This window comes from Methanoregula sp., from assembly GCF_049510175.1.
GTDB lineage: Archaea > Halobacteriota > Methanomicrobia > Methanomicrobiales > Methanospirillaceae > Methanoregula.
Map to the genome: position 1 here is coordinate 142228 of NZ_JBEKZF010000001.1, position 13957 is coordinate 156184.

Consider the following 13957-nt stretch of genomic DNA (forward strand, 5'->3'; position numbering starts at 1 on the left):
ATTGATGCGCACAACGATATAATGATAGGGTTTTCACCGTGCCGGGCCATATTCGCATTGTAAACGATCCTGTAGAGCTGGTCCCTCTCCTGATGACATTCAATGACCCCTCCTTCAAGAAAGTCTATGAACTATTGAACAAATCGTGGCTTACCGAGCCCGAGATCCGGGCACACATCGATGACGATTGCGTGCCGCTCTGCCTCCAGATCCTCAAGAAGGGTAACCTTGTCGAGGAGCAGTGGCGGATGCCCAAGCCCGGATCGAAGCCCGAAAAGGAGTTCCGGGCAACGTACAACAAGTTCCGGGCAAACTTCCAGTGCAATCTCTCCGACCTCTCCGATATCCTCTACATCTCGCTCTCCAACGACGAGAATCTCCGCGAGGTGGTGGAGCAGATCGAGGGCGAGCTTGCCAAGGGCAACAGTTCCATCAACGACCTCTCCCGGAAATTCGGCGTCAGTTCTGTCTTCATCAAGGGCCTCGCCAAACGGATCACCCATATGGATGTGAAGGGACAGGGACTGGTGCTGCTTGACACAGGGCGCTAAGGATCCCCTCTATTCTATCCTGCGGAGCAAGCGCGAGGTCTCGCGCCTCCAGATCCTCGTCGAGATTGCCGAGCACCAGCCGGCGGTGCGGCAGCAGGAGATCGCCGAGAAACTTGGCGTGACCCCGCAGGCGATCTCCGAGTATATCCGTGAACTGGTCGACGAGGGCATGGTCTCGGCGAGCGGCCGGGGCAACTACGAGGTGACAAAGTCCGGCATCGAGTGGGTACTCGCAAACGCCGAGTCGCTTGAGTCGTACGCCCGGCACATCCGGCGCGACATCATCCAGCAGGTCTCGGTCTGGACCGCGATTGCGGCCGAGAACCTCAAGGACGGTGACGAGGTAGGGGTGTACATGAAGGACGGTTTCCTCTACGCGGCGAAGAAACCCTCGGCGGCAACCGGCTCGGCGATTGCGGATGCAAAGAAGGACGAGGATGTCGGGATTGCCCGCCTGAACGGGATCATCGACCACCACGAGGGCGTTCTCCACGTCTGCAAGGTCCCGCGCATCCAGCACGGCGGCTCGCGCAAGGTGCGGAGGGACAAGCTGCTGGAAGTCACGGGAAAAGCAGGCATCGTCGCGGCGGTCGGGCTCGAGGCCTACATCGCCCTGAAGTCCGCGGGCCGGAAGCCCGACATGTTCTTTGGCGCACGGGAAGGTGTGATCGAAGCGGCATTCCACGGGATCGACTGCGCGATCGTGGTCGTGGACGAGGAGTTCACGGACTTCTTAAAACGGCTGGAGAGCGTGGAACTCGCGTACGTGATCCACGACCTGATCACCCCATGAAGATCATCGTCCAGCCCCAGAAAGGGGGCAGCTACAAACTCCTTTTTTACGATGGCAGGAACGTGCGGGGTGCCGGTTATGTTGAGCTCCAGGACACGCCCCGCGGCCCCCGCCCGACCAAGTACCGGGTGAAGTGGGGGACAAAGAAGGAGTACCGGCACACGCCCTCCAAGGACCTGGTCGCAAACCTCCGCGATTCGGATGTGCGGCTGACGAAGCGGGACCATCCGTTCGAGACATTCCTTGCCGACTTCCAGGTGAAGGCGGGGACGGTCGATGCCTGCCGCATGTGCCTGCTGGACGAAAAGTACACCCCGCTCGATGAGAACAACACGGTGCTGTTCGGCAAGAACGAGCGGATCTGCCTCGACTGCGGCCGGCGCGAGCTGCGCCGGGAGGTCTCGCATATCGGGCGCCTGGGCCGGGACGGGATCGCCCATCTCGAGAGCCTCCTCGTCCAGTTCCGGAACCTCGACCGGGTGCTTGCCACGCTCAATCCCGAGAAACTGACCATGGGGGCGGCCCTCTTCGACAAGCTCGAAGCACATCCCGTGATGACGACGGCCCCGCTCGACGAGCTGCCTCTCCCCCGGCAGTTCATTGACGCAAGCGGCGTGAAACAGCTGATGCCCGCCCAGCAGCTGGCGGTGGAGGCAGGTTTGCTCTACGGGAAGGACCTGCTGGTCGTGGCAGCCACCGCGAGCGGCAAGACCTTCATCGGCGAGATGGCGGGGATCAAGAACTATCTTGAGGGCCGGGGACGAATGCTCTTCCTCGTCCCGCTCGTGGCCCTCGCGAACCAGAAGTACGAGCGGTTCGCGGAACGGTACGGGAAGTTCGCGAAGACCGGGCTCCTGACCGGGGTGAGCCGGCTCAACCTGCCCGAGACCCGGAAGGTCGGGGACCGAAACCCGCAGGCCCCGATCATTGTCGGTACCTACGAGGGGGTCGACAACATGATCCGGTGCGGGCAGAGGATGCAGAACATCGCCACGGTCGTGATCGACGAGGTGCAGATGCTCGAGGACAAAGACCGGGGCCACCGGCTCGACGGCATGATCGCCCGGCTCAAGTACCTCGCCCCGCAGGCCCAGTTCCTCTACCTCTCGGCCACGATCGGGTCGCCTAAGGTGCTCGCGAAGAAGCTCAACTGCACGCTCGTCCAGTACGCGGACCGCCCGGTCGGGCTCGAGCGTTACCTCCTCTTTGTCGAGCGCAAGCAGAAGATCCCGACCATCAAGCAGATGACGACTGAAGAGTACAAGCGGACCTCGTCCAAAGGGTTCCGGGGCCAGACGATCATCTTCACCAATGCCCGGGCCCGGTGCCACATGATCGCCGATGCCCTTGGCATGCGTGCCGCCGCCTACCACGCAGGCCTGAGTGCGCAGGAGCGCAGGGACGTGGAGAGCCGGTTCCTGCAGGGAAAGCTGATGGCCGTCGTCACCACCGCCGCGCTCGGTGCGGGGGTTGATTTCCCGGCCTCGCAGGTGATCTTTGACGCCCTCGCGATGGGCAGGGACTGGCTCTCGGTGCAGGAGTTCAACCAGATGGGGGGCCGGGCCGGCCGGCCGGACTTCCACGACCTCGGCCGGGTCGTGATCCTCGCAGAGCCCGGGGGAAGTTACTCCCGCGAGAACCCCTTTACGGAAGAGGAGGTCGCGATCCGGCTCCTCAAGGGCGAGATGGAGGAAGTGGCGCCCGAGCACGACTTCGAGCAGAGCTCGGAGGAGTACGTGGCGAATGCCGTTGCCTGCGGGGGGGAGGAGGCGGACCTCAACCGGATCAACGGCATGATGGTCGGCAGCATGGAACCGGTCCTGCCGGAACTCATCGCCCACAAGCTGGTCGAGAAGCACGGCACGAAGCTCGTGATGACCCCGCTCGCCCGCGTCATGGCGGAGCATTTCATCGGCATGGAACGGCTGCTCGAGATCATCCGGCTCACGAAGACGATGAAGGATCCGGTGGAGATCATCGCTGAACTGGAGAGCGAGGACGTGCATAAGGAGAAGAAACCGGACCCGAAAAAAACGGTGCACGAGAAGCCGGGCCGCAAACGCAGGTAGTACGTAACATGTTAAAACATGCGGAAAATTTTACCATATTTTTGCCATCACGGCTGAATTGAGACAATTTTAAGAGACCCCTAGTTTACCTTTCCAACCATGCAAGGCATGCCCATGGATACCGGGAAGGAGCGGAGCATCCGGTCCTGTACGCCACCGCCCGATACTCTTACCGGCGATGGCACTGCGGTCAGCAAGCGGCTGAAACGTGTCCCCCTCCTCCGGTGGAGTGAACGGGCTGGATTTTTGGAAGTATCGGCAGGCCTTCATTTTGCCGTCGACCGGCATACCCACAAATCATAGATCGGGTCGGCCGGGTTTTCTGAGACCTCGACTGCGCTGCCCAGTTCCTCGCCCCAGCTCCGGATGAGCAGGGCTTCCGGTTCCGTCCCGACCGTGATGATGGTCTCCTGCGATAACGCGAAGAGCTCGCTGACGATCCGCTGCCACATGTCCTGCGAGAAGCTGTTGATCTCGCCCATCATGATCCCGATACCTTTTGGAACGGGCTGGATGTACTGCGAGGCGATCGTCGCGTCCAGCCACATCGTCTCCTCCGGGAGGAGTCGTTTCTCGGTCAGGCCCCGGCAGAGGAGGGTCTCGTCATTGTCGTACGAGAGCGGGGCGTAGCCGAGATCCCGCAGGACGAGCGATCCCACGCCGGAACCACAGCAGGCGTCGATGCAGGTCCCGCCGTTTCCCGTTCCCCAGAACCCCCTGATGAGATCGGTGAGGATGCCCCTGCGCTTCGGGTTGAGGTCTTCCATGGAGGGGGGGACCGCCGCGAGGAGTGCCATGCTGTAATGCTCCCGTACCGCTGCGGCCCAGACCGCCCGGTCCTCCTGGAAGATCTCGCCGCTGACATTCTCGAACCGCTCGATCAGGGCAAGGGACGGGTTCCGGCAGAGAAACGACCCGGCCGTCCAGCCATCCGTCCCCCGGAACGCGAGCGCTACCGGTTCCTCGTGTTCGTCTACGAGGAGGCGCCCCTCATCGCCCGGGGTTTTTGCAAGGACGGCGTTGAACCCGGTATCGGTGAGGGCGGCAAAGGCCGGCTCGACGAATGTGACCGCATCAACCCCGAGGATCTCCGCCGCCTTCATGGTTTTTGGTTCCCCCGTTCGATCCGCAGGCCGTGCGGCGCCTCGATCGTCCCGTCAATCTTTGCCTCTTCGTGGAGCACGATCGACTTCGCCTTCACGTCGCCAAGGATATGGGCCCCTTTCTTCACGAACACGGTCGAGCCGCTCTCCACGTTCCCGTGGACCGTGACGCCGTCGACTACGGTGATCCGGTTCTTCGCCCGGAGGCTCCCGAAGATGACCGTGTTCTGCTGGACGTCGATGGACCCGGCCCGGATGTTCCCGTGCAGCCGGCAGCCCCTGCCGATCTTCATCGTGGAGGGAACCGCAAAGAACTTCATGTTCAGCTTCGAGCGGGCGGGGATCATGAGCGGGATCTCCCTCTTCTCCTCGTCTTCCGAGAAGAGGTCGTCGAGGAGCCGGTCGAGTTCCTTCTCGTTCTCGAGATGGAGGAGGGTCATTAAGTAGATGATGATGAACATGAAGACCGGCATCGGGTTCCTGACCTCGATGTCGCCCTTTGCTTCGAACCCGTCCCGGATCTCGACCTTCTCGCCGATATCGAGGGCTCCCGCAACGGAGAGTTTCCCGTTGATCTTCACGCCCTCGCCGATGTAGGCGTCCTCTTTTGCGATCACGTCGCCGCCGATCTCGGACCAGTTCCCGATCCGGGTGTCGCCGTTCGCCCAGATGTACTCGCGGATCTTCGAGGACTCGCCCACGAAGACATCGTTGCCCCGGAGCCCGTAGTCGATCTGGCAAAACTCGCCGATCACGATGTTCCGGTCGGTCTTGATGCTGTGTTCCTGGAGTTCGGTCCCGTCAGGAAGCAGGCAGTGCCTGTGCCAGTCTTTCACGGTGCGTTCTTTCATGCATCACCAAAGGGTGCCGTTCAGGCCCCGAACTTGTGCGTCCTGTTGATGAGGTCGAGCGCGATGGGCATCAGGGCCGTGCCCGGTATCCGGCAGAGCCCGCCTTTCGCGCAGGTGTATTCGTCAAACCGGACCACGTCGTCCGTGCGTACCCCGTCGCCCCGGATGATGAGCGGTACCGGGTCGGCGGAATGGTCCTTGAGGGTGCAGGGGGTGGAGTGGTCGCCGCAGATGATGATGATGCAGTCCTTCCGGTCGAGCAGCGGTTCGAGCACCGCGTCGATCTTTTCTATGAAGTTCTTCTTCTGCTCCGCGAGCCCGTCGTGGCCGGACTCGTCGGCGCCCTTGATGTTGACGAGCACGAAGTCCTTCGAATCGAGCTCCTTCTGTGCAGCCGCAATCTTGCCCGCGATATTGCTGTCCTGCGAGCCGGTGATGCCCGGCACGGGGACCCGGGTGAGGCCGACGGCGCTGCCGATGCCGTTGATCAGGCTGGCGGCGGCAATCACGCTGCCGTTGAGACCGTACTTCTCAAAAAAAGGCTCGAAGTGCCCCATCTCGCCGGCGCCCCGCATGAGCACGATGTTCGCCGGGTTGAGGCTGTTCTTCACCCGGTCCTTGTTGATCGGGTGGTCAAAGAGGATCGGCATGGACTGCTTCACGAACTCGTTGCAGACTGCGGCAGTCTTCTCGTGGTTTGCTGCCTTTTTGACCGCAGTGATCGTGAGCGGCGGCACACCCTCCTTCTTCGGGTCGTTCGAGGTGACACAGTGCCCGAGGCCAACACCCTTCAGGGCAAGGGCGGCCCGGTGTCCCGCTCCCGAGCGGAACGTGAACTCGACGCCGAACTTCGAGAGGTCGACCCCGTCCTGGATCGCTTTACTCAGTACAGCGGTGTCGTGGATACGTCCCGCCCGCCGGTCGAGAACCTTCCCGTCCTTCGAAACGGTCGCGTAGTTGCACCGGAACCCGATCATGCCGGGCTCCATGTGGATCCCCGAGCCCTCGCATTCGAGCGGGCCCCGCCCGGTGTAGTACTTGTACGGGTCGTAGCCGAGCAGGGCGAGGTGGGCGGTGTCGGACCCGGGCCGGATGCCGGGGCCGATGGTATCCATGATCCCGCAGATCCCTTCAGCGGCAAGCCGGTCCAGCACCGGCGTCCTTGCCGCGGCGAGCGGGGTCGTGCCGCCAAGTGACGGGTTCGGCCGGTCTGAGATCCCGTCCAGCACGAGGAAGAGGATTTTATTCGCGGTCATTCGTATGGAATGGTTGGGCGGGCGGGGTAATTAGGTTTGTCGAACCCTCCCGTCAGTGAGGGTGAGACAAGAGAAGAACGCATCAGCGTTCTTCGACTTGTCGAACCCCAATCTCATACTGTTATCCCCGGGAGATGCCGGATGCTCCCGGGGCTCCGGCCGGCTCTTCCATTCGGGAACCAGGAGAAGGAGATATCAGTCGAAGAAATTCCTGGCGGTATCCCCCGGCCTGGACCTCACTCCAAAGGATCTGGTCGAAGAAATTCCTGGCGGTATCCCCCGGCCTGGACCTCACTCCAAAGGATCTGGTCGAAGAAATTCCTGCGGAATTTCTTCTCCAGCCTGCCCTTCCCTGCGGGAACGGCAGTCTCCCCAAAAATCCATAATCCCCCCCGACCCATTGTTATAGGAATTTAAATGCGTATACCCATCCAGTCAGTCACACCGGACTGCGGATTCGCGGAAGTCTGCGGCTGGGTTCACGAGGTCAGGGACCTCGGCGGCCTCGCCTTCATGCTCATCCGCGACCGGACCGGCATCATCCAGGTGACGATCCCGAAGAAGAAAGTATCGGAAGGCGTCCTTGCAGCCATGAAAGCGGTCTCCCGTGAATCGGTTGTCCGGGTCACCGGCCTGGTCAAGGCAATCGACAAGGCCCCCGGCGGCCGTGAGCTTGTGCCCGAGACCATCGAGATCGTGAGCCTCGCCGAGACCCCGCTCCCGCTCGATGTCTCCGAAAAGGTTCCGGCAGAACTCGATACCCGGCTCGACGCCCGGTTCCTCGATGTGCGGAGGCCCCGCGTTGCTGCTGTTTTTGAGATCCGCAGCGCTGCGCTCCATGCCATCAACCAGTACTTCCATGACAACGGGTTTACGAATATCACCACCCCCAAGATCGTGGCTGCAGCCACCGAGGGCGGCACCGAACTTTTCCCGATCGCCTACTTCGACCGGGAAGCCTTCCTGAACCAGAGCCCGCAGCTCTACAAGCAGATGATGATGGCCGCCGGCTGCGAGAAGGTGTACGAGATCGGGCCGATCTTCCGGGCCGAGGAGCACAACACCACGAAACACCTCAATGAGGCGACGAGTATCGATATTGAAGTCTCGTTTGCCGACCACATCGAGGTGATGCGCATCCTCGAAGACCTGATCGTGAAGACCTACGCGTACGTGGATGCGAAATGTCCCGCCCAGCTCGCAAACCTGGAGATCACCGACTTCCCCCTGCCGAAAGCCCCGTTCCCCCGGATCACGTATGGCGAGGCGATCGTGATCGCGAAGAAGAAACTCGACGAGCCGATCAAGTATGGCGACGACATCAGCCCCGCGGCCGAGCGGGCAATCGGTGCCGAGATGGGCGGCCACTACTTTATCGTGGACTGGCCCAGCGAGATCCGCCCGTACTACGCGATGCAGTACGAGAACGATCCCTCGATCTGCAAGGCATTCGACCTGATGCACCCGCGGATGGAGCTCTCGAGCGGAGCCCAGCGGGAGCACCGGTATGACCGGCTCGTGCAGCAGATCAAAAAGAAGGGCCTGAACCCCGAGAGCTTCGAGTTCTACCTCCGCCCGTTCCGGTACGGCATGCCGCCCCACGCGGGCTGGGGCCTCGGGGCCGAGCGCCTGGTGATGACGATGCTGGGCTTATCCAACGTGCGCGAAGCGGTCCTCTTCCCACGGGACATGCACCGGCTGGTTCCCTGACCACGAACTATTTTTCTTTGAGGAACAATCGATCTGTAACGAAAGGGCCCGTATTTCCCATGTCCAAAGCGTATTTCATCAATAAGGTACTCGCGACCACGGTAGTCGGGAGCTATCCGGTTGTAAAAGGCGGCGGCCTGAGGAGCCTCTTTGACCCGCTCCATTCCGCGGTCGAGACAGCAGTTGCCGACCAGATCGGGGCAGGGATCGATATCATTTCCGACGGACAGGTCCGGGGTGACATGATCGGGGCCTTTGCATCGAAACTCCCCGGCGTCAAAGGCCAGGACGTGATCGGCAAGATCCAGCCTGCCGCTGCCGCGATCACGGCCGCCGACACAAAGTACGCCATCTCGAAGTTCCCGAAAGTGAAGGGGATCATCACCGGCCCCTCCACGCTCGCCCACGGCCTCCACATCAGCACCCCGATGTACCGGAACAAGGAGGAACTCGCGCTTGACCTCGCCGCTGCACTCGTCATCGAAGCAAGAAGCCTTGAAGCCGCGGGTGTCACCCTCCTCCAGATCGACGAGCCGATCCTCTCGACCGGTATTGCCGATCTTGCCGTCGGGAAGCAGGCGGTGGAGCTGATCACCTCTTCGGTCCGGGTCCCCACGTGCATGCATATCTGCGGGAACCTTGCAAACGTGCTCGACGAGCTCCTGAAGTACAATGTCAACGTGCTGGACTTCGAGTTCTCCAAAAACCCATCCAACCTTGATGTCCTCTCGCGCAGGGACCTCTCGGGGAAGATGCTCGGGTACGGCTGCGTCGATTCATCATCTGATGAGATCGAGACCGTGCATGAAATAAAAAAGCGGATCGAGAAAGGCGTGGAGTATTTCGACCCGAAGATCCTCCTCATCGATCCGGACTGCGGCATGCGGATGCGGAGCCGGGAGTCGGCCTACTGGAAACTCAAGAACATGTGCGATGCGGCAAGGGAAGTCAGGATTGCGCTGTAGGGGATTTTTCAGATCCGAAAAACCCCTCCCGGGAGATATATTCTGATATGCATCAGTGTTCCCGGTGGATCCTCCCCATCATCCTGGTCCTCGTTCTCCTTGCTGCCGGATGCCTCCAGAGTACGCCGGGCTTTTCAGGTACTTCCACCACCGTCCCGGCCGGTGCAGGAGCGCAGGTAACGTCACCTTCTCCCGGCGACACCTGCTCGCTCACCCCGGGACCGTTCCAGACCTTGCCGGCGTACGAGGACGCCAGCATCACGGTGGACCGGAACACGATCACCAAGCACCCGGACATCACCACACGCTTCGATGGCGGGCGGGGACTCGGCATGGTCCGGAGAATGACCGTGACCGTGGTCCGGTCGGACTGTGTCACGGAACAGGAGATCCGGGACAACCCGAAGATCGGCACCAGCGTGACCCTGACGGGGACGAGAACGACCGACCGGGTCATTGTCGTTCTCCTGATGACTTCGGGAGAGCAGTATACGGTGATCGATGCCGGTTACCCGTTCCCGATAAAAATGTAATTTTTCGTATACACTCCTGCAATAACAACCGGCTGTCGGAAAAAAATTGCTGGTAAAACCGGCCCTTACACCACTCTCGTCGTGGTCGAGGCCTCGACACCATGGTCGGTAATGATAAACGGCAGCAACCGCTGGGGCGCCGCTGCATCCCTGATCTTATGGACGCACAGCGTCCGCTCAATGTCGGACTGCGTGATCGTGGTCTTGAACTCAATGACCACGTCTGCCGCACGCATGATCTTGGTCATCTCCATGGGCGTATGGATACCCGTATAGACGACGAACAACAGGTTGGCACTCCGTTTCCTCATCTCCTCGCGGGCGAGCCGCAGGAACTTGAGCGCCTCGTTAATCTCGTACTTCATGATAATCGTCGAGAGCGAGTCGACGACAATCCTGCCACCCGCCATCTGCGGGAGGTACATCTCGGGATGCAGCTCGGTTGCATCGATCATGCCCACGTCCACATCCCCTTCGTTCATGAAGTACGTCCCCTCTTCTCCCCCTTCCGCCTTCCAGAACTGCGCCGCAGCAAGGTCGACCCCCGCAAGCGGCGTCCCGTAGATCATGACAAGGGTCCCCTCAGGAAACCCGCCGTCAAGCAGCAGGTTAAGGCCGACAATACCCGTGGTCCGCTTCTTGACCCTCCCGCTAATCGGGATGTCCTGGATCCGGCTTCTCGTGTCTGTCGGGACTGCCATCGGGGATGTACCAAAGATTATTGGTCAATATCTGCTTAAATGGTTTGCGGGACTCCCGGCGGTTTTGTCGCAGAATGTCCCCTTAAATCGGATTAGGAGCGCGATCCGCCGAACTTTTGCCGGAGGTCCCTGCGCAGCAGCTTCCAGCCATGGACCCGGGGCAGCGAGTCCACAATGATCAGTTTCCGCGGGATCTTGTACCCCGCCATGTGGTCCCGGCAGTAGGCTTCAAATTCTGCTTCGGTGAGTGCAGTCCCGGGCCTGCATACGATCGCAGCCACCGGGAACTCTCCTTTGCGTTCGTCCGGCAGACCGAAGACTGCGACATCCGCAACCGCCGGGTGCCGGATGATCACGTTCTCCACTTCCGTGGGGTAGATCTTCCAGCCCGACATAATGATCATGTCCTTCTTCCGGTCGGTGATGCAGAGGATGCCGTCCGCATCAAGGTTCCCGATATCCCCGGTCAGGAACCAGCCATCTGGACGGAATACCTCCCGGGTCGCATCCGGCAGGTTCCAGTACCCTTGTGCTATGGCAGGACCGCGGAGGGCAACTTCGCCTGTCTCGCCAAACGGCAGCTCCTTCTCCGGGTCGGTCGTGTCCACGATCTTCATCTCCGTATAGCCGACCGCGACGCCGACGCTCTGGTAATTCTTCGTGAGGTGGGGGTACTCGGGCAGCGTTGTCGTGCCCGAACCGATCACGATCGTCTCGGAGAGGCCGTACGAGTTCGCGACCGGGATGTGGTATCTCCTGTCAAATGCCTCCCAGACCGCCGGCAGGAGCCCCCCGCCACCGGAGATGATCACGCGGGCATGCCGGAGCCGCTCCTCGGTCCCGGGTGCTGCATGGACGAGCGAGTGGATGACCGGGGGCATGCCGGCGAGGATCGTCGCTTCGTACTGTTCCGCGAGGGCCAGGTAATGTTCGAGTTCGAACCGCTCCATCATTACGTACGTCCCCCCGGCCCGGATCGCTGCGAGCCCCCAGGAGAGCCCGACATGGCCCATCGGGTAGATGCCGAGGTACGTATCAACAGGCCTGAGGCGGAGGGCGTCGCGTTCCGTGTCAAGTGACGTCATCCAGTTGCCATGCGTAAGCATTGCACCCTTGGGTTTGCCGGTCGTTCCCGCGGTGTACTGGATGTGGCAGAGGTCCCCGGTCGAGCAGTTGGCCGCCCGCATATTCTCCGGGGCGGGCGGGAACGACTCCCATGCCACGGAGCCCTCGCAGGAGCCGCCAACACAGATGATGCGGGAGACCGTGGGAGCGTCCTTCCGGATACTGCTGATAACGCCGCCACCCTGGCGGTCCGTGATGACTGCGATCGCACCGGCATCGTTGAGCACGTGCAGCAGTTCCTCTCCTTTATAGACAATGTTGGTCGGCACCGCAACAGCACCAATCCGCCAGAGCGCGAAATAACTGATCAGGTATTCCGGCGAGCTGTCCAGGTAGATGCAGACCCGGTCGCCCTTCTTCACGCCAAGGGTGAGGAGGCCGTGGCCGATCCGGTTCATCTCGTCCCGGAGTTTTTTGTAATTGTAAGTCTCGTTCCGGGACGGGCAGACGAGCGCTGCTTTTGCTTCGGGAACGCTCTTTGCATCCAGGAGGGTGGTGACGTTGGACATGGATGGAGATCTCTTCTTAAACAGAATTGGACGCTGATGTATATAGTTGTTCATTATCCGGTACCGGTCGCCCGCGTGGCCGGGTGGATCCAAGAGGTCATGCCAAACTATTTCTTCTCCCTGCCCCGATTGATCAGCCGGACATTTATGGCGGAAGAAACAGAGCAGCCACAACAGACACGTGACAAAGAGCCAACACCTGCCCCGCAATCCCAGCAGTCCCCGGCCCCGCAGCACCAGCCCGGACAGCGAAGGAATGACCGGCGGGACCGGGGCCGGCACCCGGCCGGCCAGCGGGACCATTACCGGATCGACCACCCGCCGCAGCTGTCGGAGGAAAAACCCGCGGAAGCTTCAGAGAAAGAGACTGATATCGATGCCGAAGATGAGACCGAGCAGGACCGGTCCTCCTCCCGGCAGCGGCACCACCGTGGCGGCAGGCCTCCCAAGAAGATCATAGAAGAGTGGGCAAACGATATCTACTGCGAATAGTGGCCGGATCCCTGCTCCTTTTTTTGTAACATCATAGCCTCCATTCATATCGCTGCCCCACCACCTTCAGCGGTCTTCCATAAAGGACAGGATCCTCCTGCACACCGATGATCGGAGGTATTGTCTTTGCCATGGCGATTTCCCGTTAGTCTCTTGATACCCGGGACACAATATCCCTGCAGCAGATTTTTGGAGTGTGCCATGGATCCGATCCTGCAGTATGCAAGCCTCTTCTTCACCGGGATCCTGACCGGGACTGCCTCGGGGCTCTTCGGCGTCGGTGGCGGGTTCCTGATGACACCGGTGCAGTTCTGGGTGTATACGGGTGGCGGTATGGAGAGCACGCTTGCCACCCGTCTCGCCTTCGGGACATCGCTGGCCGTGATGATCCCGACGATGATCAGCGGGGCCACCGCCCACAACAGCCGTGGGGCGGTGAACTGGCAGGCCGCCGTGCCGATGGGCTGTGCCGCAGTCTTCGGGGGCCTCGCCGGCGGTACGCTTGCGGCACACCTGCCGGGCATCGTGCTCCGGACGTTCTTTTCTCTCGTGATCATCCTGATGGCGGTCCGGATGGTCTGGCATGTCCACAGCTGCCAGGTCTGCGAACCCCGCGGATCTACAGGCATCTATCTCCTCATCGGGTTTCTTATCGGCATCGTATCGGGCCTGGCCGGGATCGGCGGCGGCGTCCTGCTGGTGCCGCTCCTTGTGATACTCCTCGGCTATCCCATGCATACCGCAATCGGCACCTCTTCGGCCTGCCTCATATTCTCCTCGGCAGGCGCTGTTGCTGCCTATATCATCAATGGCTGGGGTGTGGCGGGCCTGCCACCGTATTCAATCGGTTACATGGATCTCGTGACGTTCGTGATCCTCGCGGTCACCACCATCCCGCTCGCACGGTTCGGCGTAAGGTGTGCCCACCGTTGTTCCGGGCGAAACCTGCAGATGGTGTTCGCCGGCGTGCTCATCCTCATCGGCGGGATGATGCTCGTGAGCGGGTAAACAAGAATAATGATTTAGGTAATTATCAACAATTAGCCCCAACACTGAGACAATCTCATATTTTTGGTCTGAAAAAATTATTTTCAGGTGTTGTGATTGCCCCCCTCTTGCGCCACCAGAGTCGAAGAACCTGATGGTTCTTCTTCTGTCTCATCTCTGATGAGATTCGACATCCCCGCTGGGGGATGCTGAGGGTCTTCAGACCCGGAGCAGGAGAAGAACGCGAAGCGTTCTTCGACTTCGGGGCGCATTGCGATAGCATCAGAACAGGTAATACGGCACTATCGCAAT

General features: G+C 60.8%; 14 protein-coding genes. 9 read left to right on the plus strand and 5 right to left on the minus strand.

Annotated features, from left to right (window positions below; genetic code table 11):
• The first annotated feature begins 38 nt into the window (after positions 1–38).
• The 4 genes from ABSG49_RS00755 to ABSG49_RS00770 all read left to right on the plus strand — a co-directional run bounded on the left by ABSG49_RS00755 (position 39) and on the right by ABSG49_RS00770 (position 3716).
• Positions 39–551 (plus strand): ArsR family transcriptional regulator, encoded by a 513-nt coding sequence (locus ABSG49_RS00755; protein ID WP_424024181.1) that lies wholly within the window; start codon positions 39–41, stop codon positions 549–551.
• The gene (locus tag ABSG49_RS00760) at positions 535–1344 is read left to right on the plus strand and encodes a DUF7839 domain-containing protein (protein WP_424024182.1); all 810 of its coding nucleotides are present in this window, start codon (positions 535–537) and stop codon (positions 1342–1344) included. The genes ABSG49_RS00755 and ABSG49_RS00760 overlap by 17 nt, the downstream gene beginning before the upstream one ends.
• Entirely contained in the window at positions 1341–3413 is a 2073-nt protein-coding gene (locus tag ABSG49_RS00765) for a DEAD/DEAH box helicase (protein ID WP_424024183.1), read from the plus strand. Before ABSG49_RS00760 ends, ABSG49_RS00765 begins: the two co-directional genes overlap by 4 nt.
• 99 nt (positions 3414–3512) lie before the next feature.
• On the plus strand, positions 3513–3716 hold the full coding sequence (locus ABSG49_RS00770; RefSeq protein ID WP_424024184.1) for a hypothetical protein: 204 nt from the start codon (positions 3513–3515) through the stop codon (positions 3714–3716).
• On the opposite strand, the gene ABSG49_RS00775 is transcribed toward ABSG49_RS00770, so the two are convergent.
• The 3 genes from ABSG49_RS00775 to ABSG49_RS00785 are packed head-to-tail and all read right to left on the minus strand — an operon-like array spanning position 3680 to position 6623.
• Positions 3680–4516 (minus strand): hypothetical protein, encoded by an 837-nt coding sequence (locus ABSG49_RS00775; RefSeq protein WP_424024185.1) that lies wholly within the window; start codon positions 4514–4516, stop codon positions 3680–3682. The two genes, ABSG49_RS00770 and ABSG49_RS00775, sit on opposite strands and share 37 nt — an antisense overlap.
• A complete protein-coding gene (locus ABSG49_RS00780; protein WP_424024186.1) occupies positions 4513–5367 on the minus strand; it encodes a polymer-forming cytoskeletal protein in 855 nt (284 codons plus the stop codon). Before ABSG49_RS00780 ends, ABSG49_RS00775 begins: the two co-directional genes overlap by 4 nt.
• Positions 5368–5387: 20 nt before the next feature.
• Positions 5388–6623, minus strand: coding sequence for a 2,3-bisphosphoglycerate-independent phosphoglycerate mutase (locus tag ABSG49_RS00785; RefSeq protein ID WP_424024187.1), 1236 nt, complete (start codon positions 6621–6623; stop codon positions 5388–5390).
• A 417-nt stretch (positions 6624–7040) separates the two neighbouring features.
• Between ABSG49_RS00785 and aspS the strand changes: the two genes are divergently transcribed.
• From aspS to ABSG49_RS00800, 3 genes are read left to right on the plus strand one after another with little or no spacing between them, the layout of a single operon-like run.
• On the plus strand, positions 7041–8333 hold the full coding sequence (gene aspS / locus ABSG49_RS00790; protein WP_424024188.1) for an aspartate--tRNA(Asn) ligase: 1293 nt from the start codon (positions 7041–7043) through the stop codon (positions 8331–8333).
• Positions 8334–8392: 59 nt separating this feature from the next.
• Entirely contained in the window at positions 8393–9298 is a 906-nt protein-coding gene (locus ABSG49_RS00795) for a methionine synthase (protein ID WP_424024189.1), read from the plus strand.
• A 47-nt stretch (positions 9299–9345) separates the two neighbouring features.
• Entirely contained in the window at positions 9346–9831 is a 486-nt protein-coding gene (locus tag ABSG49_RS00800) for a hypothetical protein (RefSeq protein WP_424024190.1), read from the plus strand.
• 65 nt (positions 9832–9896) lie between these two features.
• Here the strand turns inward: ABSG49_RS00800 and ABSG49_RS00805 are convergent, their stop codons facing one another.
• The gene (locus tag ABSG49_RS00805) at positions 9897–10532 is read right to left on the minus strand and encodes an RAD55 family ATPase (RefSeq protein ID WP_424024191.1); all 636 of its coding nucleotides are present in this window, start codon (positions 10530–10532) and stop codon (positions 9897–9899) included.
• 92 nt (positions 10533–10624) lie between these two features.
• On the minus strand, positions 10625–12166 hold the full coding sequence (locus ABSG49_RS00810; protein WP_424024192.1) for a class I adenylate-forming enzyme family protein: 1542 nt from the start codon (positions 12164–12166) through the stop codon (positions 10625–10627).
• Positions 12167–12202: 36 nt separating this feature from the next.
• Between ABSG49_RS00810 and ABSG49_RS00815 the strand changes: the two genes are divergently transcribed.
• Together ABSG49_RS00815 and ABSG49_RS00820 are read left to right on the plus strand one after the other, a co-directional pair.
• Positions 12203–12658, plus strand: a complete 456-nt coding sequence (locus ABSG49_RS00815; RefSeq protein ID WP_424024193.1) for a hypothetical protein — start codon at positions 12203–12205, stop codon at positions 12656–12658.
• Between the two features lie 201 nt (positions 12659–12859).
• The gene (locus ABSG49_RS00820; RefSeq protein ID WP_424024194.1) at positions 12860–13666 is read left to right on the plus strand and encodes a sulfite exporter TauE/SafE family protein; all 807 of its coding nucleotides are present in this window, start codon (positions 12860–12862) and stop codon (positions 13664–13666) included.
• Positions 13667–13957 lie beyond the last annotated feature (291 nt).